The sequence below is a fragment of the Alkanindiges hydrocarboniclasticus genome, assembly GCF_001982605.1.
GTDB lineage: Bacteria > Pseudomonadota > Gammaproteobacteria > Pseudomonadales > Moraxellaceae > Alkanindiges > Alkanindiges hydrocarboniclasticus.
This window is the reverse complement of record NZ_MLCN01000034.1, coordinates 22,957-48,109: the sequence shown is the minus strand read 5'-3', so window position 1 is coordinate 48,109 and position 25,153 is coordinate 22,957. Positions and strand designations below refer to the sequence as shown.

Annotated in this window: 19 protein-coding genes; 16 read left to right on the top strand and 3 right to left on the bottom strand. The window is 49.3% G+C overall.

Features of this window, described 5'->3' with window-relative positions:
• Positions 1–12 precede the first annotated feature (12 nt).
• From BKE30_RS12825 to pgaD, 9 genes are all read left to right on the top strand, one after another.
• A complete protein-coding gene (locus tag BKE30_RS12825; RefSeq protein ID WP_076878986.1) occupies positions 13–723 on the top strand; it encodes a succinate dehydrogenase iron-sulfur subunit in 711 nt (236 codons plus the stop codon).
• A 703-nt stretch (positions 724–1,426) separates the two neighbouring features.
• Positions 1,427–4,282, top strand: coding sequence for a 2-oxoglutarate dehydrogenase E1 component (locus BKE30_RS12820; protein WP_076878985.1), 2,856 nt, complete (start codon positions 1,427–1,429; stop codon positions 4,280–4,282).
• Positions 4,283–4,284: 2 nt separating this feature from the next.
• A complete protein-coding gene (gene odhB / locus BKE30_RS12815) occupies positions 4,285–5,550 on the top strand; it encodes a 2-oxoglutarate dehydrogenase complex dihydrolipoyllysine-residue succinyltransferase (RefSeq protein WP_076878984.1) in 1,266 nt (421 codons plus the stop codon).
• A gap of 128 nt (positions 5,551–5,678) precedes the next feature.
• Entirely contained in the window at positions 5,679–7,130 is a 1,452-nt protein-coding gene (gene lpdA, locus BKE30_RS12810; protein WP_076878983.1) for a dihydrolipoyl dehydrogenase, read from the top strand.
• A 177-nt stretch (positions 7,131–7,307) separates the two neighbouring features.
• Positions 7,308–8,471 carry an ADP-forming succinate--CoA ligase subunit beta gene (gene sucC / locus BKE30_RS12805; RefSeq protein WP_076878982.1) on the top strand — a complete coding sequence of 388 codons (1,164 nt, stop codon included), beginning with the start codon at positions 7,308–7,310 and terminating at the stop codon, positions 8,469–8,471.
• Positions 8,472–8,482: 11 nt separating this feature from the next.
• Positions 8,483–9,373: a succinate--CoA ligase subunit alpha gene (gene sucD / locus BKE30_RS12800; RefSeq protein WP_076878981.1), complete on the top strand. Its 891-nt coding sequence runs from the start codon at positions 8,483–8,485 to the stop codon at positions 9,371–9,373.
• Between the two features lie 331 nt (positions 9,374–9,704).
• Positions 9,705–12,815, top strand: a complete 3,111-nt coding sequence (gene pgaA / locus BKE30_RS12795) for a poly-beta-1,6 N-acetyl-D-glucosamine export porin PgaA (protein WP_076878980.1) — start codon at positions 9,705–9,707, stop codon at positions 12,813–12,815.
• A 39-nt stretch (positions 12,816–12,854) separates the two neighbouring features.
• Positions 12,855–14,132: a poly-beta-1,6-N-acetyl-D-glucosamine synthase gene (gene pgaC / locus BKE30_RS12790; protein WP_076878979.1), complete on the top strand. Its 1,278-nt coding sequence runs from the start codon at positions 12,855–12,857 to the stop codon at positions 14,130–14,132.
• An 84-nt stretch (positions 14,133–14,216) separates the two neighbouring features.
• Positions 14,217–14,738: a poly-beta-1,6-N-acetyl-D-glucosamine biosynthesis protein PgaD gene (pgaD, locus tag BKE30_RS12785; RefSeq protein WP_076878978.1), complete on the top strand. Its 522-nt coding sequence runs from the start codon at positions 14,217–14,219 to the stop codon at positions 14,736–14,738.
• A 239-nt stretch (positions 14,739–14,977) separates the two neighbouring features.
• On the opposite strand, the gene pgaB is transcribed toward pgaD, so the two are convergent.
• Entirely contained in the window at positions 14,978–16,978 is a 2,001-nt protein-coding gene (gene pgaB, locus BKE30_RS12780; RefSeq protein WP_083698575.1) for a poly-beta-1,6-N-acetyl-D-glucosamine N-deacetylase PgaB, read from the bottom strand.
• 79 nt (positions 16,979–17,057) lie between these two features.
• Here pgaB and BKE30_RS12775 point away from each other — a divergent pair, with 79 nt between their 5' ends.
• Positions 17,058–17,243: a hypothetical protein gene (locus BKE30_RS12775; RefSeq protein WP_076878977.1), complete on the top strand. Its 186-nt coding sequence runs from the start codon at positions 17,058–17,060 to the stop codon at positions 17,241–17,243.
• A gap of 164 nt (positions 17,244–17,407) precedes the next feature.
• On the top strand, positions 17,408–18,634 hold the full coding sequence (locus BKE30_RS12770; protein WP_076878976.1) for an MFS transporter: 1,227 nt from the start codon (positions 17,408–17,410) through the stop codon (positions 18,632–18,634).
• Positions 18,635–18,715: 81 nt separating this feature from the next.
• On the opposite strand, the gene ykgO is transcribed toward BKE30_RS12770, so the two are convergent.
• Positions 18,716–18,841 (bottom strand): type B 50S ribosomal protein L36, encoded by a 126-nt coding sequence (gene ykgO / locus BKE30_RS12765; RefSeq protein WP_076878975.1) that lies wholly within the window; start codon positions 18,839–18,841, stop codon positions 18,716–18,718.
• Positions 18,842–19,006: 165 nt separating this feature from the next.
• Positions 19,007–20,023, bottom strand: coding sequence for a tryptophan--tRNA ligase (gene trpS, locus BKE30_RS12760; RefSeq protein WP_076878974.1), 1,017 nt, complete (start codon positions 20,021–20,023; stop codon positions 19,007–19,009).
• Positions 20,024–20,278: 255 nt separating this feature from the next.
• On the opposite strand from trpS, the gene BKE30_RS12755 reads away from it, so the two are divergent.
• From BKE30_RS12755 to BKE30_RS12735, 5 genes are all read left to right on the top strand, one after another.
• Positions 20,279–20,887 (top strand): hypothetical protein, encoded by a 609-nt coding sequence (locus tag BKE30_RS12755; protein WP_076878973.1) that lies wholly within the window; start codon positions 20,279–20,281, stop codon positions 20,885–20,887.
• Positions 20,888–21,092: 205 nt separating this feature from the next.
• On the top strand, positions 21,093–22,028 hold the full coding sequence (locus tag BKE30_RS12750; protein ID WP_076878972.1) for a DUF808 domain-containing protein: 936 nt from the start codon (positions 21,093–21,095) through the stop codon (positions 22,026–22,028).
• Between the two features lie 146 nt (positions 22,029–22,174).
• Positions 22,175–23,116: a KPN_02809 family neutral zinc metallopeptidase gene (gene ypfJ / locus BKE30_RS12745; RefSeq protein WP_076878971.1), complete on the top strand. Its 942-nt coding sequence runs from the start codon at positions 22,175–22,177 to the stop codon at positions 23,114–23,116.
• Between the two features lie 111 nt (positions 23,117–23,227).
• Positions 23,228–23,548: a hypothetical protein gene (locus BKE30_RS12740; RefSeq protein ID WP_076878970.1), complete on the top strand. Its 321-nt coding sequence runs from the start codon at positions 23,228–23,230 to the stop codon at positions 23,546–23,548.
• Between the two features lie 289 nt (positions 23,549–23,837).
• Positions 23,838–25,046 carry an MFS transporter gene (locus BKE30_RS12735; protein ID WP_076878969.1) on the top strand — a complete coding sequence of 403 codons (1,209 nt, stop codon included), beginning with the start codon at positions 23,838–23,840 and terminating at the stop codon, positions 25,044–25,046.
• The last annotated feature ends 107 nt before the right edge of the window (positions 25,047–25,153 follow it).

The following is a 25,153-nucleotide window of genomic DNA, read 5'->3' as shown; positions in this document are numbered from 1 at the left end:
CAGGAGTTCAAGATGAGCAGAGGTACTCGTACTTTCGAAATTTATCGCTATGATCCTGATAAGGATAAAGCACCCTACATGCAGACTTATACGCTGGAGCTGAATGATAGCCACCGTATGTTACTGGATGCATTGCTTGAGTTGAAAAAGCAGGATGAAACCCTGACCTTCCGTCGTTCTTGCCGTGAAGGAATCTGTGGTTCTGATGGCATGAACATCAATGGCAAAAATGGTCTGGCCTGTTTGATGAACTTGAACGAACTGCCTGCCAAAATGGTCATTCGTCCATTGCCGGGCCTGCCGGTAATCCGTGATCTGGTGGTCGACATGAACCAGTTCTATGTTCAGTATGAAAAGGTTCGTCCGTATCTGTTGAATGACCAGCCGGCACCGCCAAAAGAACGTTTGCAGTCGCAGGAAGACCGTGAAAAGCTGAACGGCCTGTACGAATGTATCCTGTGCGCCTGCTGTTCAACCTCATGTCCATCATTCTGGTGGAATCCCGACAAGTTCCTGGGACCATCTGCACTGATTCAGGCCTATCGTTTCATTATTGATTCACGTGATACGGCACAGGCTGAACGTCTGGCTCGCATGGACGATCCATTTAGCCTGTTCCGTTGCCGTGGCATCATGAACTGTATTTCGGTTTGTCCAAAGGGCCTTAACCCAACCAAGGCGATTGGTCATATCCGTAATCTGTTGCTGGAGCAAGCAGGCTAAGCCTGATTTGTTCTGATAAAAAACGCGTCCCTGAGACGCGTTTTTTATTTTTTACACACGAAACAACTGTAAAAAACCAATATGTTTCTTTTTAGGGCAGACGTGCTCCAACTTTGGTCTTATTTGGGCTGAACATAGTGCAAGAATCACGTATGCTATTCATTATCAGCAGGATTATTTCACGGCTTAATATTAGCTATTGAATAAAAAAATCCAGATGGTTATGTAACTCATGATACGATTTGTCACATGAAAAACAGATGATGAAAGGTCATAATAATAGCCATTATTGATAATGCTTTTTGTCTGTATTTGAATATCTTGCCTGATATGCTGGACAGATTTTAAGAGAATGGATTAAGTCGCATTCGCCAAGCCAAAAGATTAAGGGTAATAAGTCCTTTGTCTTGGCCAATTCGATTTGCAAAAATTGCCCGTCTTGCTACGGGTACGGTGTACGGCTGGATTAGCCAGTAAAACAGGGTAACGTGTCTGACGCGAAAACCTGTTTTACTGACTGTTCTGGAAGCATGCGTTTGCCAGTTAACCTGGCTTGGTTGTGTTGTCGTCGTGTGTAAATAGCCCGCGCTTTATGAGCTGGGCGATTTATGCAGCATTAATGTTTTGTATCCAAAGCCTTAATGTAAAGTGGCTTGTTTATCCGGCAAGCTATTATTTTTGCAATTGAAAAATGGGTCGTCTCATGCAAGAAGTTGTTGACGCACAGCGTCTAGACACAGAATTATCCGCAGAAAATGCGGCATATATTGAAGAACTTTATGAATGTTACCTCACTGCACCAGACACAGTAGGAGACGATTGGCGGGCCTATTTTGATCAATTCCCCAAAGGGGATCAGCCGCATCGCAATATCAAAGAACAATTTCTATTACTTGCCCGCAATAGCACCCGTGTGCAGCCGATGCCGCAAAGTTCAGTGAGTACTGAACATGAGCGCCGTCAGGTGGGTGTGCTGCAACTGATTGCAGCCTACCGTAACCGGGGTCACCAAAAAGCCAATCTTGATCCATTACATCTGGCCAGACGCGAGCAGGTACCTGATCTGGACTTGGCTGCGCATGGTCTTTCACGTTCCGATCTGGATACTGTGTTTCAAACCGGTAATCTGGCTATTGGCAAGGTTGAAACAACGCTGGGTGAAATGGTTGATGCGATGGAAGCCATTTATTGTGGTTCCATTGGCTCTGAATACATGCACATTGTGGATACCCGCGAAAAACGCTGGATTCAGCAGCGTCTTGAAGGGGCACGTGGCCAGTTTAATTTCAGCAGTGAGCAAAAAGCGGCCATTCTGGAGCGCTTGACGGCTGCCGAAGGCCTGGAAAAGTATCTGGGTAGCCGTTATGTCGGTGCCAAGCGCTTTGGCCTCGAAGGTGGCGAAAGCTTTATTGCCATGATTAATGAAATGATCCAGCGTTCCGGTAAGGCAGGAACCAAGGAAGTGGTCATTGGCATGGCACACCGTGGTCGCCTGAATATGCTGGTTAATATTCTGGGTAAAAATCCGGCTGAGCTGTTTGGTGAGTTTGAAGGCAAGACCTTTAACAAGAAAGGTTCTGGTGATGTGAAATACCATCAGGGCTTCTCCAGTAATGTGATGACGCCCGGTGGCGAAATTCATCTGGCGCTGGCGTTTAACCCATCCCATCTTGAAATTGTAGGCCCTGTGGTTGAAGGGTCGGTACGTGCCCGTCAAGTGCGCCGTCAGGATATTGGTGGTGACGATGTGCTACCAATTATTGTGCATGGTGACGCTGCTTTTGCCGGGCAGGGCGTGGTGATGGAAACTTTCCAGATGTCACAAACCCGTGGTTATACCGTGGGCGGCACCATGCATGTGATTATTAATAATCAGGTTGGATTTACTACCAGCAATCAGGAAGACGCGCGTTCAACCGAATATTGTACTGACATTGCCAAAATGGTACAGGCGCCGATTTTCCACGTGAATGGTGATGATCCCGAAGCGGTGGTTTTCATTACCCAGCTGGCTCTGGATTTCCGTCAGGAATTTCGTAAGGATGTGGTGCTTGACCTGTTCTGCTATCGCCGTCGTGGTCATAACGAAGCCGATGAGCCTTCCGCTACCCAGCCCCTGATGTATCAGGTTATTGCCAAGCTGCCAACCACGCGGACCCTGTATGCTGACAAGCTGATCAAGGAAGAGGTGATAAGCCGTAGCGCAGCAGACAACATGATTGAAAGCTATCGTTCGGCACTGGAAGCTGGCCAGCATGTGGCCAATGCACTGGTGCGTGAACCTAACAAGAAACTGTATGTAGACTGGTCGCCTTATGTGGGCCATCAACTGGAAGATAGCTGGAATACAGGTGTTTCACTTGACCGCTTAAAAGAGCTAGGCCAGAAAATGGCACAGCTCCCGCAAGGGTTTGTGCTGCAAAAACAGGTGCAAAAAGTTATTGATGACCGCCTGAAAATGCAGACTGGTAACCTACCATTGAACTGGGGCGCTGCTGAAACGCTGGCCTATGCCAGTATTCTGGATGAAGGTTATCTGGTGCGCCTAACGGGTCAGGATGTCGGCCGTGGTACTTTCTCACACCGTCATGCCAAATTGCTAAACCAGACTGATGGCAGCCAGTACATTCCGCTGTGTAATATCAAGGAAAACCAGCCGCGCTTTGCGCTCTATGACTCCCTGTTGTCTGAAGAAGCCGTGCTGGCGTTTGAGTATGGCTATGCCACTACCATCCCAAACAGCCTGATTGTGTGGGAAGCCCAGTTTGGTGACTTTGCCAATGGTGCACAGGTGGTTATTGACCAGTTTATTAGCTCTGGTGAAACCAAGTGGGAGCGTCTGTGTGGCTTGACGCTACTGTTGCCGCATGGCTATGAGGGGCAGGGTCCGGAACATTCCAGTGCCCGTCTGGAACGTTTCCTGCAATTGTGTGCCGAAGACAACATGCAGGTGTGTACACCCACTACGCCAGCACAAATTTTTCACTTGTTACGTCGTCAGGTAGTACGGCCAACCCGTAAACCGCTGGTGATTATGTCGCCCAAGAGCCTGCTGCGTCATAAGCTGGCTGTCTCAACACTGGACGAGCTGGCCAATGGCTACTTTGAAACTGTGATTGATGATGTGGATAACCTTGACAACAACGCCGTTAAGCGTGTGGTGCTGTGTGGTGGCAAAGTTTATTACGACTTACTGGAAAAACGTCGCGAAGAAGAACTGAAAGATGTGGCGATTGTGCGCATTGAACAGTTGTACCCGTATCCGCAAACCCGCGTGCGCGAGGTGCTGGCGCAATATCCTAATCTGGAGCGCGTGATGTGGGCACAGGAAGAACCACAAAATCAGGGTGCATGGCTGTTTATTGCTCACCTGATTTATAGCGATGTGGCCAGCCTGCGCCCCGACCAGTTGATTCCGGTGAATTATGCCGGTCGTCCTGCCTCGGCAGCCCCTGCCAGCGGCTCACCTTATTTACATGCAAAACAGCAAGCTACTCTGGTTATCGATGCCCTGGGTCTTGACTCTACAAGTAAGCCTGATCAACAAGGAGAATCCTAATTATGGCAACCGAAATTAAAGCCCCTGTCTTTCCAGAGTCAGTTGCCGACGGCACCATTGCCACCTGGCACAAAAAAGTGGGCGAGCCTGTTTCGCGGGACGAAGTGATTGCCGATATTGAAACCGATAAAGTCGTGCTGGAAGTTGTGGCACCTTCCGATGGTACTTTAAGCAATATTGCCAAGCAGGAAGGTGAAACGGTACTTTCTGGCGAAGTGATTGCAACCTTTGAAGCAGGCGTTGGTTCTGTTAGTGAAGGTGATGTTGCCAAGAATGTTGAAAAAATTGAAGCCGGTGCGACCCCCATTGTAAAACGGGATGACCCGCAAGCTGGTAGCAATGTGCAGCAGCCTGCTGAATCCTCTACAGATCAAAGCCCGGCAGTACGCAAGGCGGTGTCTGAGCAGGGTCTGGATATCAAGGATATTTCTGGCACTGGCCGTGGTGGCCGCGTAACGAAAGAAGACGTGAGCAATCATGTCAGCGCGCCTAAAGCTGCAGCTCAAACATCAAGCCAGCCAGCAGCGGCTACACAAGCACCGACGGCATTAAGTCAGGCGGTAGGCGAGCGTGTAGAAAAACGCGTGCCAATGACCCGTTTGCGCAAGCGCGTGGCTGAGCGTTTATTGTCTGCCACTCAGCAAACTGCCATGCTGACGACCTTTAATGAAGTCAACATGAAACCCATTATGGACATGCGCAAGCTGTATCAGGACCGTTTTGAAAAACGTCATGGTACCCGTCTGGGCTTTATGTCATTTTTTGTCAAAGCAGCGACCGAAGCCCTGAAGCGCTATCCAGCCGTTAATGCCTCTATTGATGGCGATGATATTGTTTATCATGGCTACTATGACATTGGCGTGGCGGTATCTTCTGACCGTGGCCTGGTGGTTCCTGTCCTGCGTGATACCGACCGCCTCAACCATGCCGAAGTGGAAAAGAACATCATTGATTATGGCAAGAAAGCCCGTGATGGCAAGCTATCCATTGAAGACATGACTGGTGGTACCTTTACCATTTCCAATGGTGGTACTTTCGGTTCATTGCTGTCCACACCGATTTTGAACCCGCCGCAAACAGCCATTCTGGGCATGCACAAGATTCAGGAACGCCCAATGGCTGTTGATGGTCAGGTGGTGATCCTGCCGATGATGTATCTGGCCTTGTCCTACGATCACCGCATGATTGATGGTAAGGAAGCCGTGGGTTTCCTGGTTGCCATTAAACAGTTTATTGAAGATCCGGCATCCTTACTGCTCGACCTGTAAGTCTGGCGTGATCTGTAAAGCAGTGCTTGTCACCCATCTGGCAGGCATTGCGTTGTGGTTATTTGCCCATTTTAAAAAATTAAGCCACTTGCAGAAGTCTGTTTTTTTGCAAGTTAAGGAGTAAAAACATGGCACAACAGTATGACCTTGTCGTCATTGGCGGTGGCCCGGGTGGCTATGAAGCGGCCATTCGTGCAGCCCAACTGGGCTATAAAGTTGCCTGTATTGAAAAACGCGTCCATAACGGCAAGCCTTCCATGGGCGGCACCTGCCTGAACGTGGGTTGTATTCCGTCCAAAGCCCTGCTGGATTCATCACATCGCTATGAATCTACCCAGCATGACCTGCAAGCGCACGGCATTAGCACCGGTGATGTCAGCATTGATATTGGTACCATGCAGGCCCGTAAAACCAAAGTGGTTGAACAGTTAACCGGTGGTGTGGCCCAGTTGTTAAAAGGCAATGGCATTGACTGGCTGCAAGGCACAGGAAAACTGCTGGCTGGCAAGAAAGTGGAATTCGTATCACTTGATGGTGGAGAAGCGCAAACCCTTGAGCCAAAATATGTGATTCTGGCGTCGGGTTCAGTACCGGTTAATATTCCGGTTGCGCCTGTTGATGAAACGCTTGGCGATAAAGCAGTGATTGTAGATTCTACGGGTGCGCTGGCGTTTGATCAGGTGCCTGCCACACTGGGCGTCATTGGTGCCGGCGTGATTGGCCTTGAGCTGGGTTCAGTATGGCGCCGTCTGGGTAGCCAGGTGGTCATTTTTGAAGCGCTGGACAGTTTCCTGCCCATGGCGGATAAAGCACTGGCCAAGGAAACCCAGAAAGTGCTGACCAAGCAGGGCCTTGATATTCGCTTAAATGCCAAGGTCACTGCCACTGAAGTAAAAGATGGCAAGGTGGTGGTCAAATACAATCAGGCTGGTGAAGACAAGGAACAAACCTTTGACAAGCTGATTGTGTGCGTAGGCCGTAAGCCTTATGCCGAAGGTCTGCTGAGTGAAGATTCTGGCATCAAGCTGACTGAACGTGGCTTTGTGGAAGTGGATGACCAGTGCAAAACATCGATTGATGGCGTTTATGCCATTGGCGATCTGGTGCGTGGCCCAATGCTGGCGCATAAAGCCATGGAAGAAGGGGTAATGGCCGTCGAGCGTATTCATGGCCATGCCGCACAGGTGAACTATGACACTATTATCAGTGTCATTTATACCTTCCCTGAAGTAGCGTGGGTGGGGTTAAGTGAAGAAGCGGCCAAGGAAAAAGGCATTGAGGTGAAAACCGGCCAGTTTCCATTTGCAGTGAACGGTCGTGCGCTGGCTGCTGGCGAACCAGCAGGCTTTGTCAAGTTTGTGGCCGATGCCAAAACTGACCGCTTGCTGGGTATGCACGTGCTGGGCAGCAATGCAGGTGACATGGTGCATCAGGGCATGATTGCGCTGGAGTTTGTGTCTAGCGTGGAAGACTTGCAGTTGATGACATTTGCACATCCAACCTTGTCTGAAGCGGTACATGAAGCAGCGCTGTCTGTAGATGGGCGGGCTATTCATGCCATTCAGCATAAACGCAAGTAATGGACTGCGCACGGCTTAAAGAAATTTGAAATGAAGTAAGCAGGATTACTTTTCAGGCTTTTTAAGTATGGAAAGTGGCTTTGTGTCTGGAATACGAAGGCGTTGCCTGATTATCAATGAAGATGACAGGCGATGCAGTATTTAAATTAACCAACGACAATACGGTTAGGTCTATCAATGAATTTACATGAATATCAAGCAAAAGCGTTGCTTAAGCAATACGGTATGCCGGTACAGGAAGGCATCTTGGCAACTACGCCAGAAGAAGCAGCTGAAGCGTTTGAGAAGATTGGTAACTTTGCCGTCATCAAGGCTCAGGTGCATGCTGGTGGCCGTGGTAAGGCTGGTGGCGTAAAGATTGCCAAAAGCAAAGAAGAAGCGGCACAAATTGCCCGTGATCTGATTGGTACACGTCTGGTGACTTATCAAACTGATGCCAATGGTCAGCCGGTAAATAGCGTACTGGTTTGTCAGGATGTTTATCCGGTTGAGCGTGAGCTGTATCTGGGTGCGGTAATTGACCGTTCAACCCGCCGCGTAACCTTTATGGCGTCTACCGAAGGCGGCGTAGACATTGAAAAAGTAGCCGAAGAAACCCCGGAAAAAATCATTAAGGTAACCGTTGATCCCTTAGTGGGCTTGCAACCTTTTGAAGCGCGTGATGTCGCGTTCCAACTGGGCTTAAAAGACAAGCAAATCAACCAGTTCGTAAAGGTGATGACAGGTGCATATCGTGCCTTTATTGAAAATGACTTTGCCCTGTTTGAAATTAACCCGCTGTCTGTGCGTGAAAATGGCGAAATCCTGTGCGTGGATGCCAAAGTCGGTATTGACTCCAATGCGCTATACCGTTTGCCTGAACTGGCTGCTGCACGGGATAAGTCACAGGAAAACGAGCGTGAGCTGAAAGCCTCAGAGTTCGAGCTGAACTACGTGGCGCTGGAAGGCAATATCGGCTGTATGGTGAATGGTGCCGGCCTTGCCATGGCGACCATGGATATTATCAAGCTGTACGGTGGCCAGCCAGCCAACTTCCTTGATGTAGGCGGCGGTGCAACCAAAGAGCGCGTGATTGAAGCCTTTAAACTAATTCTGGCTGATACCTCGGTACAAGGCGTTTTGATTAATATTTTTGGTGGTATTGTACGTTGCGACATGATTGCCGAAGCAATTATTGCCGCTGTAAAAGAAGTCAATGTAACTGTTCCTGTGGTAGTCCGACTGGAAGGTAACAATGCCGAGCTTGGTACCCAGATTCTGGAGCAATCAGGTCTTAAACTTATTCCAGCGCAGGGCTTGGCCGATGCAGCGGAAAAAATTGTTGCAGCCGTGAAAGCCTAAGGAGCATTAGCATGAGCGTATTAATTAATAAAGACACCAAGGTTCTGGTACAGGGCTTTACGGGCAAGAACGGTACATTCCATTCTGAACAGGCCATTGCATACGGCACCAAGGTAGTGGGCGGTGTAACGCCGGGCAAAGGTGGTTCAACCCATCTGGATTTGCCGGTATTTAACACCATGCGTGAAGCGGTTGACCAGACTCAGGCTGATGCAACCGTTATTTATGTGCCTGCGCCGTTTGTACTGGATTCCATTATTGAAGCAGTCGATTCTGGTGTTGGCCTGATTGTGGTCATTACCGAAGGCGTACCTACCATCGACATGCTGGAAGCCAAGCGCTATCTGGAAACCAATGGTAATGGTACGCGTCTGGTTGGCCCGAACTGTCCGGGTGTAATTACACCGGGCGAGTGCAAGATTGGCATTATGCCGGGTCATATTCATCTGCCGGGCCGTATTGGGATTATTTCCCGTTCCGGTACATTAACGTATGAAGCTGTGGCTCAAACCACCAAGCTGGGTCTGGGTCAGTCGACCTGTATTGGTATCGGTGGTGACCCGATTCCGGGCATGAACCAGATTGATGCCTTGAAACTGTTTCAGGATGATCCGGATACTGATGCCATCATTATGATTGGTGAAATTGGTGGTACTGCTGAAGAAGAAGCTGCTGAATATATTCAGTCCAACGTGACCAAGCCTGTGGTGGGTTACATTGCTGGCGTAACTGCACCGAAAGGCAAGCGCATGGGTCATGCGGGTGCAATTATCTCTGGTGGGAAAGGCACGGCTGAGGAAAAATTTGCGGCCTTTGAGCGTGCAGGCATGGCCTACACCCGTAGCCCAGCCGAGCTGGGTTCAACTATGTATCAGGTACTTAAAGATAAAGGCATGGTGTGATCCCTGCTTAAATTTGTAGTTTGATTAATGGTTTAAAAGGGCGCTTCGGCGCTCTTTTTAATGCCAAAGTTTTAAGGTGATGAAAATAATCTTGTAGGAAATTGGCGCTTATTGCTGTCAGCTTATGATTACATAAAAGCAAATAAATTATTTTAAATTATACTAAAATCTCTATAGAGTTACGTTTTTAAGGCGCTGCTTACGCGAACCCGTCAATAAGTGGCAACACAATCACTGAACCTTAATTATAAAACAGCACAATAAACAGCAAAAGAAGCCAGCGATTTTAAAAGCCAGCTTTACTATTTATTTATTCAATTTTGAGAAAATTATGGGGACATCTTACCCTGATCCATTAAAAAACAAACTTTATCTGGGCTGTTTATTTTTTCTGGAAATAGGCTGTTTTACTTTATCTTCCAGGTTACATGCCAAGCCGCCAAATGCTGCAATGAATATCAATCAGCAGCGTGAACAGGCGGTTCAACGGGCGAGGCAGGGCAAGCTCAAGCAAGCCATTACTACGTTACAGCAGTTGCAGCGGCAATCTCCTAAAGACCTGAAAGTAGCAGCCGACCTGATTGTAGTCTTACGGCAGGCCGGAAAAAATCAGGATATTGCAAGGCTGACCCAAAGTACCCAACTGCATCAGCGGGCCTTGCAACTGCCAGCGTATGCCAGAGTGGCATGGATTGGCGGTTTGCGTGATAGCCAGCAACCGGGGCTTGCTTATCAGGTGGCGCACCAGCTTGTACGGCAAGGGGCAGTACCGCCGCTTGAGCCGCTGTATTATGCCACGCTGGCCGCAGAGGCCGGTCAGGCCAGCAGTGCCGATGCCATGGTCAAGCGCATTGATCCGGCAAGCCTGCACACAGCGGATCAGTACGCACAACTGGCTTATATTCACCGCCTTACAGGTAATGACACTCAGGGTTTGGCGAGCGCAGCGCAGGCACTGGCCCTACAGCCTGCGCATACACTGGCACTGACCCAACAGCGGCTGTTGGCACGCCAGCAGGCGGTTAGGCTGGCCAGTCAGGGGCAGTTTGAACCCGCAATTACCCAGCTTAGGCAACTGCATCAGCAAGACCCGGCCGATATGGGTATTACTGCCGATTTAATCGTGGTGCTTCGGCTGGCTGCCCGTAATGCCGATATTGTGCAGCTGAGCCGACAGGAAAAACTAAATGCACGGGTCAGGCAAATCCCTTCTTATGCCTATAAATCATGGCTGGATGCCTTGCGAGACCAGCGCCAGTCACAGGCTGCATTTGAGCTTGCCCGGCAAATGTATAGACAGCCGCAGCCCATGGGGACGCTGCCATTTGACCAGTGGTATTACGCCACACTGGCTGCCGAAGCAGGACAAACCCAAGTGGTGCAGCAACTGGTCCGGGTGCTGAGCAATACACAACAATCAGGGCCGCTTAATGCAGACCAGTATGCACGACTGGCCTATATACAGCGTCTGGCAGGTTTTCCAGTACAGGCGATTGCCGCGAGCCAGCAGGCACTGGCCTTAAAACCCAGGCACCGGCTGGCACTGGAGCAACAGCTTGTTGCCCTGAAAAACCTGAACCGGATTGACGAGGCTTATCAACTGGCGCTTCAGTATCCAGATATTTTTCAGGCAAATACGGTTTGGCCTGTTAAGGCAGACTGGCTGAGCCTGAACCTGCAAACGGCATTACAACAAAAGGATAAGCTTGAAGCACAGGGCCAGTACCAGCAGGCCGCTCAGCTCATAGACCGGAATCTGCTGGCACTGCGGCAGGCACTGGATCAGCTGGATAAACGCCAGAATGAATATTTACCGCTGTTGAATGATTACCTGTATACCTTGCGGGTGCGTGAGCGCATGCCGGAGCTGATAGACCTGTACCAGAAGCTGTCAGTGAGTGAGCAGTTCCAGCTACAGCCGTATGCCAAGCGTGCGGTGGCTGATGCTTATCTGGCGCTCAAGCAGCCGCAACAGGCCCATGAGATTTACCAGTATTTGCTGGACAATTTGCCGCAGCCGGATGCTGAGCTGTTTATTGCCGACTACTATGCACTTATTGAACAGGAAAAATACACGCAAGCCAGTGTATTACTGGCCAGGCTGGATGAGCAGTTTTCAGGGGCAAGCTTTGCTGGTGTGGATGATGAAACCAGAAAAGCCCGGGTGCGGGTAGAACAGGTGCTGGCACTGGATGCAGCTTACCGTAACCGGCTGGACATTGCCGCAGCCAGGTTACAGCAACTGGTGCAGCAAAATCCGGACAATACCAGCCTTGCCAATGACTATGCCACTATTTTGAACTGGCGTGGCCTGCCACAGGCTTCTGATCAGGTGGTACAGCAAGCCTATGCCAAAGCCCCGCATAGTGTTGCGCTGGATTTAACCCATGCCAGCAATGCCCGCGACTTGCAGGATTACCCACGCTGGCAGGAGGCACTGGAAAAGGCTGGAGAAAAAACCCCACAAAATAGTGGCGTGCTTAAAGGTCAGCAGGAGTGGCAGGATCGCCAGCGCGTTACTGTACAAAGTGATGTCAGGATTGGCCACAGTGAAGCAGATGAACAAACCTTAAACCAGCTAAATGGCAGCCGTGACCGTGAATGGCACACCCGCATTAATAGTCCCTGGCTGGACAGTCAGATGATTGGCAATTGGCGCATGTTTGCCGATTATCAGGATCGCTGGGCCGACTTTGAGCCCACCAGTCAGCGTGACCAGCGTCTGGGTCTGGGTGCAGAGTGGCAACAGGAACGCAAAAGTGCATGGCTGTTGGTAAATCAGCAACTGGACAGCCAGAATGCAGCCAACCAGAAAACTAAAGATGAGAAAACCGGCGTTAGTGTCGGCTGGGGTCACTGGCTCAATGACCATTGGCGTTACCGGCTAGGTTATGAGCATAACTCTGCGCAAATTCCATTGCGTGCGCTGGAAGCCGGACTGGATGCCAAGGGCTATCAGGCGGGTGTGGACTGGCGCCAGCATGAATCACGCAGTGCTTCTTTTGGCTATCAGGCATTGGATATTAGCGATGGCAACCTGCGGCAGTCATTTTTTGGTGCAGTTAATCAGCGCTTGTTTGCCAATGAAAAACACATTACCACTGGAGGCTTAGAGGCTTTTTATGAAAAAAACAGCCAGCCCGGTGGCAATTATTTTAATCCTGAGCATAGCACCAGTTACGGCGTGAATCTGGATCATGACTGGCTAACCTGGCGCGGTGAAGACCAGCAGTCATTCAACCAGCATTTTGAGCTGGGTACTGGCATAAGCAAACAGGCTGGCTTTTCGGGTGAAAATTATGTGAATGCCCTATATCAGCATGAGTGGCAACTGAGCCGTACCTGGCAAATCAACTATGGCGTTGGCTGGGGCAGTCAGGTGTATGACGGCAATCGCGAGCAGCGTACCTATGGGGTGCTAAGCCTGAGCGGTGCATTTTGATGAATAACCACAATAAAAACCATTTATCGAGTATAGCGTATGTTTATTGATGCCCTGAACTGGCTGCAAAATCTATCGGTGCGCAATGCGCTGTTTGCCTTTGCGTTTTATTATCCCTTGCTGATGGCATGGCTATGGATTATTGGCGGAATCTGGTTTTACCTGCGCCGTGAATGGCACCGGCCAGCCTTGCCCGCTTTTGACCATACAGCACCCGGCTGTAGCATTTTAATTCCCTGCTATAACGAAGAACAGCATGTTACTGACACCATCCGTTTTGCACTGGCTACCCGTTATCCCAATATTGAAGTGATTGTGATTAATGATGGCAGTACCGACCAGACGGAACAGATTGTCGAGGAATTGGCAAAACAGGATTCCCGCATTCGCATCGTGCATCTGGCCAACAATCAGGGCAAGGCCTTTGCATTACGGGCGGGGGCGCTGGTAAGCAAGTACGAATATCTGGTGTGTATTGATGGCGATGCCTTGCTGCATCCTTATACCGTACACTGGATGATGGATCATTTGCTCAGTGGCCCGCGGGTAGGCGCAGTAACCGGGAATCCACGCATTATTAATCGCTCAAGCTTGCTGGGCAAGATTCAGGTGGGTGAGTTTTCTTCCATTATTGGGCTGATCAAGCGGGCGCAGCGTACCTATGGCCGTATTTTTACGGTGTCGGGCGCGATTGCCGGATTTCGTAAAACCGCCTTGCACCGGGTAGGCTACTGGAGTGAAAACATTGTCACCGAGGACATTGATATTTCATGGCGCCTGCAACTGGATCACTGGGATATCCGCTATGAGGCACAAGCCTTGTGTTACCTGTATATGCCGGAAACCTTAAAAGGCCTGTGGAGCCAGCGACTGCGCTGGGCACAGGGTGGGGTGGAAGTCCTGCTTAAATATGGCAAGGCCCTGTTTCACTGGAAGTCGCGCCGCTTTTGGGGCGTGGCGTTTGAATACCTGCTTAGCGTCGGCTGGTCTTATGCCATGCTGATTATTTTTATATTGTATTTTGCAGGCTTACTGTTTGATTTGCCTGAAAAATGGTATGTCGCCAGTATTCTACCGCAAGTATATGGGCTTTTTTTAGGCTTAACCTGTCTGGTGCAGTTTTTGGTCAGCCTATGGATGGATCGTCGCTACGATCAGGGCCGGGTATTACGCAACTATATCTGGGTTATCTGGTATCCGCTGTTGTACTGGATTTTATCAATGCTCACCACCGTGGTGGCCTTACCCAAAGCCCTGCTCAAGCGCTCGAAAAAACGGGCCCGCTGGGAAAGTCCTGACCGTGGCCTGCGGGTATAAATAGGAAAACTTAAATATAGGTGGCTACCTATACCGTGATACTGGGTAGCCACTTTTTTATTCGCCCGTTTTAGAGAGAAAAATATGCCAATTGAAACCATTATGGATAAAAATTTTAAGGATGAGCAGGTGATTTTGCCTGCATTTATTCACCGCCCGGATTTGCAAAGCTGGTCGCAACGCGGGGTATTTGGCCTGATTGCCGTAGCAGGCTTAACCCTGTGGTTTTACCTGTTTGTGCCGTTGCTTAGCCTGCTGGCCTGGTGGTTTGGCTGGCACCGGTTTGACCAGTATATTGTTCATGATTACCAGCAGGGTTTTACCCAGCATCTGGCTGTACTGGTGGCTGTTGTTATGGTTTTGGGCCTGATGCTACTGGGGTGGGCATCCTATAATATTCTGCGCTTTTATAACAATGAGCGTCGGCATGCCATGCCGGATGTACAGGCTGGTGATATGGCACATTTTTATGAGCTGGAAACCAGCGCGGTTGAGCAGGCACAGGCTTCGCAGGTTAACCTGTTTTTTTATGACCGCCATGGCAAAATTGTCAATATGGCTTTTCCGGCATTACCACAAGTGCCAGAGCCTGAGCAAAAAGCCTGAATATCATGAACCTGAAATGAAAAAAGGGGCGCTAGATGAGCAAGGAATGCTTGAAGCTTTGCGTTGAAGTAAAGCGGAGAGTGCTAGCTTCCCCGCTTTACTGAGCTGGCTACACATCATCATCTGGGCTAAGCCAGCACCTCATGCGGCGTTAAACCATCAGCAGCAGATACTAAAACCCAAAACCCGGCAGCAGTTGCTATGAAAGTTTCGGGTAATTAAGCGGGTGACCCCACCAGTTATGGCAGGGCTGCACTGGATTTACTGTCAAATACACCCCGTAACATAGCTGGGTCGGGATGGCCCTTAATGGGGTCGTCCGGGTAATAACCCACATGTCGCACACCCTGTAAATACAGTTTGCTGATGGTATTGGCCATTTCCTCAGAAGGCACGGGTGTGCTGGTGCGCCAGTCAGTAGCCTGTAACTCAAACACGGTTTTTTTCAGGCCTTCCGGATAGCTTTTGACCCGCTTGACAATATTGGCATAAAACGCGTCCGGGTCTTTGGCCTGTTCCATGTAAGGCATGGCCATAATGGCGGTAAAGTCATAATCACGTAGCGAATTTTCCAGCGACTGCGCATACCAGTTTTCTGCATAGGCTTTGAGGGCCACCTGCGCATACAGGTTGCGCGCAGTCAGCAGATTGGGTTGCTGCTTGCGGACTTCTGCTGCCAGTCCCAGTGCAAATTCATCCAGTGTCTGGGTTTTAAGCGAAGTCCATTTTTGCAGTAGGGTATCATCATTCCGAATGATGTTTAAATCACGCGGCAGCCCCCATGCTTCGTACTGGGCCCTGGCCTTGGGGCTGGCATCTTCATAGTCCGACAGGGTCACATCGTCATGAAACAGGATGCCGTCAAACGGCACCGACTTGGCCAGATCCTGATAAATCCCGGTAATGGTCTGGCGTGCCAGTGCCGAAAATGGCGACAGGCGATGGTAACCCATATTCAAATGCTGGCTGTTGTTGTGCGGTTCAGCCACCACAATATCGGTAGAGGCGGGGTCACTGTCCGGTAGCTCCCAGGCCAGCAAAGGCATCCAGGCGTATACCCGGTTGACCTGCGTGCGGGTACGAATTTGCCATGTCACCCGGTTAAACAGGTCAGCGCGCATTGGCACATGCTGGTTGGGAAAATACACCATGTTGGCAGAGCCATTGGCGTCCGGGTCAGAAAATGCCTGCAAATAAACAGTATTGACCTGCATGGCTACAATGCGGTCCAGCAAATGGCCCAGATTACGTTCCTGCTGTTCCGGGTCTGGGTCATAAATATAGTCCAGATCCACATGCATGATTTTCTGGGCACGGTTATGGTCTGTAAATTGCCGCTCTCGAACGCTGATTTCATAGCCCAGATCGGCAGGCGTCATGCTGTGGTCGACCAGAATGCGGCGCAGGGCAGACAGTGGGGTAGACGGCAGGTTTGGCCCATCATCCAGCGTAAAGGCAATTGTCATGCCCAGCTGGCTGGCAATCTCCTGTGCAACAGAATTATAGCGACCATATGGCCATACCATAATTCTGGGGCGCTTGAGGCCATGTCTGATAAACATATCATTATTGCGCTTAAAATCATTATACAGACGCGTCCGGTAATCCTGATCGGATTCGTAGGTTTGAGTGGCTGCGTCATACAGGCGTGCTGTGAGGGCCGGCTGCATGTTGCCCTGTGGATTAGCCAGAATACCGTCATGCAAATCATAGGTGTGGCTGGCAATTTCCACCAAACCGCTATCACTCATTTCCTGCAATTGTGCCCAGCTAACCATGTTGTTGCGTGTAATGGTCTTGCCATCAAAATCCACTAGCTGATTGTCTTCGGGTGTCAACCAGTTGCCCACCAGCGCCACTACCACTGGAATCTTGTATTTTTTGACCAGTGGAAAGGCATGGTTATAAAACGACACATAGCCATCATCAAAGCTTAGCAGTACAGCCTTGGGCGGCAGTGCTTTTTTTCCGGCACGCGCGGCCAGCACATCATCCATACTGACAAAATGAAAGCCATAGTTTTTCAGCCACAGAATTTGCTGTTCAAACCGTTGCGGTTCAACCGTATAGTCAGGAATTAAAGCCTGCTGTGGGGCTGCAATTTCATGGTAGCCAATAATGGTCAGCTCGGCAGGCATCCTGGCAGATGACTGGTTAGCGGAAGAAACAGGTTTGGCATGGCCGGGCTGGACAACTGTAAAACACAGCAGTACAGACAGCAGGGATAAAAGCCGCGTCATAAGACACACTCGAAAAAATCAGAAACAACACGCTGCAACAAACAATACAGCTGACATAAAAATAAAAGGATTCAGGGTAATGCCTGCTGGCTTGGCTGCTGGAAAAATCACAGCATCAAGGCAGGTATCATGTAACCCTGTGCAGCACTATAGTGATGAATTTCTGAAGAAACCAATGGGTTATGGTAATTTTCCATGCTGGGCTAAGGGCTTGAACAGGGGGAAATTAATTTCATTGTTAACTACTTTTTATCTGAATTTATAAAAATTTAGTTTGGTTAAACAATACTGCTATTTCAGGCTGAAACTTCACCTATAATCACATTTCAATTCAATTTCTGGCTGTAATCCCCATTGGGATAATACGACTGCCGGGTGATCTGTCTGTTCTTATTCGTCTGATGTCGAACCTAAGCTGTTGACTATCCTATGTCGAGCTTAAATTCTCCCCACCGGGTTAATCCTGCTGGGTCTAGTCCTGCCTATTCATTGTTCTGGGTTATTGTGGCGCTAGCGCTGGGGGGCTTTGGAATTGGCACCACCGAGTTTGTGGCCATGGGCCTGATTCAGGAAATTGCACAGGGTGTGGGTGTCAGCGTGCCAGTGGCGGGTTATATGATTAGCGCTTATGCACTGGGGGTGGTGGTTGGTGCGCCAGTCATTGCCATTTTGTGTGCCCGTGTACCACGCAAGGGCTTGTTGCTGGCACTGATGCTATTTTTCACCGTGGGCAATGCGGCCACTGCTTTTGCACCAGATTTTCACAGTCTGGTCATTTCGCGCTTTATTGCCGGCTTGCCACATGGTGCTTATTTTGGTGTGGCTGCACTGGTTGCAGCCACGCTGGCCGGGCCTGCCAAACGCGCACAAGCGGTAGCGCATGTAATGCTGGGCTTAACCATTGCCACGGTCATTGGTGTGCCATTTGCCACGTGGCTGGGCCAGCATCTGGGCTGGCGCAGTGGTTTTATTTTTGCAGCAGGAATTGGCGCGGTCACCATGCTGGCGATTGCACTGGTTTTGCCTAAAATTGCCATGGCGGCCAGTGCCAGCATCCAAACCGAACTGGCTGGCCTAAAAAACCGCCAGATGTGGCTCACGCTGGGCATTGCTGCCATTGGGTTTGGCGGGCTATTTTCGGTTTATACCTTTGTGTCGCCCTTACTCACCCATTATACGCAGGTGAGTATTCGCTATGTGCCGCTGGCGCTGGCCGTGTGGGGGCTGGGAATGGTCAGTGGTGGTCTGGTCGGAGGCTGGCTGGCCGACCGTGGCATGAAAAAAGCCCTGTACAGCATTGTATTTAGCATGATTGCAGCCTTTAGTATTGCCCCGTTCCTGATGCAAAATTTTTATACCGCACTGGTGGCACTGTTTTTAATGGGCGCAACCGGTATGGCGCTGGGGCCAGCCCTGCAAACCCGCCTAATGGATGTGGCAGGTCAGGCACAAACACTGGCCGCGTCGCTTAATCATTCGGCATTTAACATTGCCAATGCACAAGGGGCATGGCTGGGCAGTCTAGTGATTAGCGCTGGCTATGGCTGGATTGCACCCATCTGGGTGGGTGTAGGTTTAAGTATTGGTGGTTTGGTAATGCTAATGATTTCGCTGAAGCTCGATCAACAGCCGCTGGACAAGCAGCCTGCCCATTAAGCCTTAAACCTGTTTGCATTCATTTTTCTATGTTTAGGCCTTAAAGCTGCCAGAATTCACATGCTGGCAGCACATTGCCATTTAACCCTGCCGGGCCTTAAAGCGCGGGTTGCTTTTGCAAATTACATACAGCTTGCCACGGCGACGAATCACCTGACAATCTGCATGGCGTTTTTTGGCGCTTTTTAATGATGATAAAACCTGCATAACTGAAACCCGAATTAATTTAATAATTATGTTATAACATAACAATAATGGATTGTATAGTTATGCGTATTTCCGTTGGGCCAGTGCATCAAGGCAGGCAATAAAACAAATAAAAAAGCCTTAAGCAATACACTTAAGGCATTTTATTAGAACAATGCCGGCCAATTAAAAACGGAACAGGCCCAGTGCATTTTTCACCTCATCCAGCGTTTGCTGAGTAACTACCTGTGCCTTCTGGGTGCCTTCGCGCAGCACATCCATTACATAAGCCGGGTCTTGGGCAAACTGGTTACGGCGTTCACGAATGGGTGCAATCATCGCCACCAGACGTTCATACAGACGTTTTTTCAGAACAGAATCGCCTAAACCGCCACGCTGGTAATGGGCTTTTAGCTCGGCAATTTCTTCCGGAAACTCATCAAAGGCATCCAGATAGGTAAACACGACGTTACCTTCCACCTGACCGGGATCGCTCACTTTGAGGTGATTGGGGTCGGTATACATTTTGTTGACGGCCTTTTTAATGTCATCATCACTGGCGTTTAGCACGATGGTGTTACCCAGTGATTTGCTCATTTTGGCCTTGCCATCAAAACCGGGCAGGCGCGCGACAGTAGACAGCATGGCCTTGCATTCCGGCAAAATGTCCTGTCCCGCTTGACGGTTAATGCGGCGTGCAATTTCATTGGTTTGTTCAATCATCGGAATCTGGTCTTCACCCACGGGCACCAGCGTGGCTTTAAATGCGGTAATATCCGCCGCCTGTGCCACCGGATAACACAAAAAGCCAGCCGGAATATCACGCTCAAATCCGCGTAGCACAATTTCCTGCTTGATGGTCGGGTTGCGTTCCAGCCGGGCTACCGTCACAAAGTTCAGGTACAGCATGGTTAGCTCAGACAGCGCAGGCACGCAGGATTGCACAAAAATAGTGGTTTTGGTTGGGTCTATGCCCACTGCCAGATAATCCAGCGCCACTTCCAATACGTTGCGCTGCACTTTTTCCGGGTTATCAAAGTTATCAGTGAGGGCCTGTGCATCTGCCAGCAGCAAGAACTGATGATGGCTATCCTGCAAGGTAGTACGGGTTTTTAATGAGCCAGCATAATGTCCAAGATGAAGTTGCCCCGTGGTTCGGTCACCGGTTAAAACAACGGGACGCTTGTCGGTAGTACTGCTCATAAATCCAGTTCCGCTTTCATAATAATGGGTGATTGTGGCAGGCCAAGGCTGCAAATATGCGGGTATTGTAGAGGCTTCATACCATTTTTGTTGTATATAATTTGAGCGAATTGTGCCTTTTGCCAAATTAATTTAAATTGAAGATGGCTTTAAGCGCTCAGGCCGATGAGGTAGCAAATTCCGAGTTAAAAATAGCGTTAAAGCAGCACAGCATACAATAGTCCATTTTCACTACAAAATAACTGCGAACCTGACATGAAACTTATTATAGCAACCACACGTATTGCAGCCCTGAAAACTGCCGAAAACATGCAATGGGCTAAAAGAATGCAAACCCGTGCAATATTGAACAAACCAGCTTTGATTGCAATGGTTGTCAGTTTCGCAGCCTGCACCAGCTTGCCTGCGCTAGCGGCCAGTACACTGGTTGGGATGTCTGGTATTTCGGCTGTGCAACAGTCACCGCAAAAGCCCCATGCCATTTACAGGGGACGGGTCAAGCCTGAGCCGCCAGCACCACCGCACTACCGTCAGGTGATTAGTGAATCACCGGGCTATCATCGCTACAGCACGCACCGCCGCAGTGACCGGGCAAGCGGGCAGCGGCCAGAAATTGCTGCACGCTTTTATTATCAAGCCCCCAGCACCACAGTGATTAACCGGCGCGTTGAGGTCATTGCCCCACAAAACGCCACCAGTGATGTGTATTTTAACCAGGATACTTATTATTTATATCCTTCCAGTTCAGCGCCTTATCACCCTGCACGCCGCTATTATCCCCCGGTTAGTCGCGTTACGATGGACCCACAGGATACCGAAAATCGGGCCAAGCAATGGACTGACAAAGCAGATTTTGGTCAATAGCATCGCGCTTTTATCCTCTATATTTTGCAATAACCTGACCTGAGCACTAAGCATCCAGCCGGATTACAGGCCAAATGTGAAGGTCTAACCAGAAAAATCTTTAAGCAGGATTTGCAAAAAATAATCTTTTTACAGCAATTTATGGATAGAACAAAAATTTAAAATTCCTTATGTTAGCGCTAATTAACCAATTGAGTAGAACAAGATGGCTGGGGCTAGTTTACTGACTTTACTGGATGACATCTCCACAATTCTGGATGATGTGGCTTTAATGAGCAAAATGGCGGCCAAAAAAACCGCCGGGGTACTGGGCGATGATCTGGCGCTTAATGCCCAGCAATTGACCGGATTCAAGGCCGAACGTGAATTACCAATTGTATGGTCGGTGGCTAAAGGGTCTTTTATTAACAAAGTCATTTTAGTGCCACTGGCGCTGCTAATTAGCGCATTCTGGGAGCAGGGCGTGCTGTTGCTGCTCATGCTGGGTGGTTTGTACCTGTGTTATGAAGGGGTAGAAAAGCTGGCGCACAGTTTTTTTCACCGCAAGGAGAAAGCAGTATCCGGTACAGCGGAAGCCGAAAAGAAGATAGAGCTGGATATTGAAAATCTGGCCCAGTTTGAAAAAGAAAAAACCAGGGGCGCTATCCGTACCGATTTCATTTTATCGGCAGAAATTATTGTCATTAGTCTGGGAACCGTGGCCGATGCCCCTTTACTGGATCAGCTCTTGGTGCTGAGTGTAATCGCTATTTTAATGACCGTCGGGGTATATGGACTGGTGGCTGGCATTGTCAAGCTGGATGATGCCGGTTTCTACCTGATGAAAAAGCGTAGCCAACTGGCTAGAAGCATTGGCCGTGGCTTGCTGATTTTTGCACCTTATTTAATGAAAACCCTGTCTATTGTTGGTACTGCTGCCATGTTTCTGGTGGGTGGTGGCATTATTGCGCATGGCGTACCGTTGTTTCATCACTGGATTGAAAACCGTGCCCAGCAGGCTGGTGGCATTCCGGGATTTGGCCAGTTATTTGAAGCCTTGCTACCCACTGTGCTAAATGGCCTGATAGGCATTGTGGCAGGTATTGCTGTTTTAATCATTGTAACGCTAGGCCAGAAAGTCTGGTCGTCGGTTAGATCTTAAGTTTGGGTTTGCCAGACTGCCCGGTTATGTATACGCCATTTACAGGCTGGCTATTCATACTAAATAGCCAGCCTGTGTAAAAACGATCCTTAAACAAAATTTGCAAAATGGTTTTTTGAAAATCATCCATAGACAAGGGGTGCATCATGCGCTGGAAAGGACGTCGTGAAAGTAATCAGGTTGATGACCAACGTGCGAGTGGCGGCAGTTTTGGCGGTGGTGGTGCCAGCCCGCTTGCTCTGATGGCAATTTTTTCCCGGCTGGGTGTCAAAGGCACCATAGTGGTGGTAATTCTGGGCCTGATTGTCTGGAAAGTGTTTGGCATTAACCCGCTTACCATGCTGGGTGGTCAAACTGCAACCCAGCAGGTATCGCAGCCTTATCAGGAAAGCCCGGAAGATGCACAAACCCGGCAAATGGTCAGTGTCATTCTGGCTGATACTGAAGACGTCTGGCAACAAATTTTTAGCAGTTCCGGCAAGCAGTATCAAAAGCCAACACTGGTGTTGTTCCGTAATGGGGTGCAGTCCGGTTGTGGTGCAGCACAGTCTGCCATGGGGCCATTTTATTGCCCGGCAGACCAGAAAGTGTATATTGACCTGTCGTTTTTCCAGCAAATGCGTCAGCAAATGGGCATTAGCGGTGACCAGCAAAACAGTGCGGAAAACCCGAATAGCAATCAGGCCGGCGACTTTGCCGAAGCCTACGTGATTGCGCATGAAGTGGGCCATCATGTGCAAAACCTGCTGGGCATTTCCAGCGAAGTGCAGCAAGCGCGTCAGCAAGCCAGTGAAAGCAAGGGTAATGCCTTGTCGGTTCGGCAGGAATTACAGGCTGATTGTTTTGCTGGGGTATGGGCTAACCGTAACCAGCAGCGCACCCAGTTTTTACAGCCCGGTGATGTACAGGAAGCCATGGATGCAGCGCATAAAATTGGTGATGACTACCTGCAAAAACAGGCAAGTGGTCATGTGGTACCAGACAGCTTTACGCATGGCACCAGTGAGCAGCGGACACGCTGGTTTAATACGGGCCTAAAAACAGGTGATATAAATCAGTGTGATACGTTTAATGTGCAGCAGTTGTAACAAATCATGTATGCTGGGATAATGATTTACTACTGAAATAAAATGAAAAACAGCGTATAAGATAAACAATGGACCGTGTGTGATGCCGGTCCTTTATAGAGGAGTGGTTTGATGAAAATCAAACATGTGTTGGGTATGGGGCTTTTGGTATTGGGCATGTCCCAGGCGTGGGCTGCACCTGTCGAATACAGCGCAGGTAGCGCACATCAGGGCAATGTTCAGGGCAATGGCATGGACTGGCGTTGCAATAGTGGCAGCTGCAAGGCTAGCGGTGGAGCTGACGGCAGTGATGCTGATATGAAAGCCTGTCAGGCGCTGGCTAAACAGGTTGGGCCACTGGGTTATTTTAAATCCAATGCAGGCACAGACTGGTCACCCTCCAAAAACTCCAATCGCATGGCCTTGTGTAATTCAGCAGTGGCGTTCAAGTAGGACGCCTCCTGTGGCAAGGGCCAATTAATGGTAGATTAAAAAAGCACTTTTCATGAGTGCTTTTTTTGTGCCTTTATTTTTAAATGCTCAATATTAATACCGTGATAAGGCTTAAAGCATGGGGTAATGCTAAGCTATTAACGAAGCAAAAGTGCCAGTTTTCATCGCCGTTTCATCGCTATTTAGTTTCATTGCCATTAAATTGATTTAGCACGTTTAATTACAGTCCTGTCATTAAATTCGGGCATAATTTGCTGTAAATTTTTTTGCACTATTATTAAAACATCCGATGCCTGCATCCAGACCCATACCTGACCGTTCCACTCCAGAAGCTACGTTAAGTCGTGGCATGGTCATGCTGATGGCCTTTACCACTGGCATTGCAGTGGCGAGCAATTATTATGCCCAGCCGCTGCTGCATAGCATTGCCGATTATTTTCAGCTTTCTTATGCCAGTGCCGGAATTATAGTAACCGTGGCCCAGTTGTCCTATGCCTTAGGACTGGTGTTGCTGGTGCCGCTGGGTGATTTGTTCGAGCAGCGTCGCCTGATTATCAGCATGTTGCTGTTATCAACCAGTGGCTTACTGCTGAGTGCGCTATCTACGAATATCTGGATGCTGTTTATTGGCACCAGTATTACCAGTTTTTTTTCGGTGGTGGCACAGGTGATTGTCCCATTAGGGTCTGCACTGGCCAATCCGCATCAGCGCGGGCAGGTGGTGGGCACCATCATGAGCGGCCTGTTGCTTGGTATATTGCTGGCCCGCACGGTCGCGGGCTTTTTATCTGACCTTGGCAACTGGCGTACCATTTACTGGTGTGCGGCTGCCATGCTGCTCCTCACCACCGTGGTACTGTACCGCAACTTGCCAGCACGCCATCAAAGTGCCGGATTAAGCTATCTGCAGTTGCTGGCTTCTATTTTTACCTTTTTTAAAACTGAAAAGGTTTTCCTATGGCGCTCCATTATTGGCGGGCTGATTTTTGCCTGCTTTAGTGTGTTATGGACACCACTGGCTTTTTTATTGTCCGAAGCTCCCTTTGGCTTTTCAGACTTTATGATTGGACTGTTTGGTCTGGCTGGTGTGGCTGGCGCGCTGGCCGCCACCAAGGCCGGTAAAATGGTTGATCAGGGCAAATCCACACAAACCACCACGCTGGGCTGTATTTTGCTGATGCTGTCGTGGATACCGGTGTACTTTGGCGGGCATTCGGTGATTGCTCTAATTGTTGGCATTATTGTGCTCGATTTATGCGTGCAACTGGTGCATGTGGTCAACCAGAATATTATTTATCAGATCAAGCCGGAAGCCCGAAACCGCCTGAATGCGGGCTATATGCTCAGTTATTTTATTGGTGGGGCATTTGGTTCACTGGCCTCGGCATGGATGTACCAGCATTATGCGTGGGCAGGTGTTTCTGGCCTTGGATTTATCCTTAGTGGCATGGCGCTTGCTGTCTGGTTGGGCATACGTCGCCATGAGCAAACTGCCTGATGGTATTGTTAAGCTTGAAGCAGCATTAACTATTTTATCCATAAAAGTTAAGCTATTGAGATATCGTGTTTTTGGTGTTGATAGGCTATGAATAAACCAATGATTAA

Coding starts and splice junctions, on each gene's coding strand:
- BKE30_RS12825 (WP_076878986.1), top strand. CDS start 13: ATGAGCAGAGGTACTCGTACTTTCGAAATTTATCGCTATGATCCTGAT.
- BKE30_RS12820 (WP_076878985.1), top strand. CDS start 1,427: ATGCAAGAAGTTGTTGACGCACAGCGTCTAGACACAGAATTATCCGCA.
- odhB (WP_076878984.1), top strand. CDS start 4,285: ATGGCAACCGAAATTAAAGCCCCTGTCTTTCCAGAGTCAGTTGCCGAC.
- lpdA (WP_076878983.1), top strand. CDS start 5,679: ATGGCACAACAGTATGACCTTGTCGTCATTGGCGGTGGCCCGGGTGGC.
- sucC (WP_076878982.1), top strand. CDS start 7,308: ATGAATTTACATGAATATCAAGCAAAAGCGTTGCTTAAGCAATACGGT.
- sucD (WP_076878981.1), top strand. CDS start 8,483: ATGAGCGTATTAATTAATAAAGACACCAAGGTTCTGGTACAGGGCTTT.
- pgaA (WP_076878980.1), top strand. CDS start 9,705: ATGGGGACATCTTACCCTGATCCATTAAAAAACAAACTTTATCTGGGC.
- pgaC (WP_076878979.1), top strand. CDS start 12,855: ATGTTTATTGATGCCCTGAACTGGCTGCAAAATCTATCGGTGCGCAAT.
- pgaD (WP_076878978.1), top strand. CDS start 14,217: ATGCCAATTGAAACCATTATGGATAAAAATTTTAAGGATGAGCAGGTG.
- pgaB (WP_083698575.1), bottom strand. CDS start 16,978: ATGACGCGGCTTTTATCCCTGCTGTCTGTACTGCTGTGTTTTACAGTT.
- BKE30_RS12775 (WP_076878977.1), top strand. CDS start 17,058: ATGCCTGCTGGCTTGGCTGCTGGAAAAATCACAGCATCAAGGCAGGTA.
- BKE30_RS12770 (WP_076878976.1), top strand. CDS start 17,408: ATGTCGAGCTTAAATTCTCCCCACCGGGTTAATCCTGCTGGGTCTAGT.
- ykgO (WP_076878975.1), bottom strand. CDS start 18,841: ATGCAGGTTTTATCATCATTAAAAAGCGCCAAAAAACGCCATGCAGAT.
- trpS (WP_076878974.1), bottom strand. CDS start 20,023: ATGAGCAGTACTACCGACAAGCGTCCCGTTGTTTTAACCGGTGACCGA.
- BKE30_RS12755 (WP_076878973.1), top strand. CDS start 20,279: ATGAAACTTATTATAGCAACCACACGTATTGCAGCCCTGAAAACTGCC.
- BKE30_RS12750 (WP_076878972.1), top strand. CDS start 21,093: ATGGCTGGGGCTAGTTTACTGACTTTACTGGATGACATCTCCACAATT.
- ypfJ (WP_076878971.1), top strand. CDS start 22,175: ATGCGCTGGAAAGGACGTCGTGAAAGTAATCAGGTTGATGACCAACGT.
- BKE30_RS12740 (WP_076878970.1), top strand. CDS start 23,228: ATGAAAATCAAACATGTGTTGGGTATGGGGCTTTTGGTATTGGGCATG.
- BKE30_RS12735 (WP_076878969.1), top strand. CDS start 23,838: ATGCCTGCATCCAGACCCATACCTGACCGTTCCACTCCAGAAGCTACG.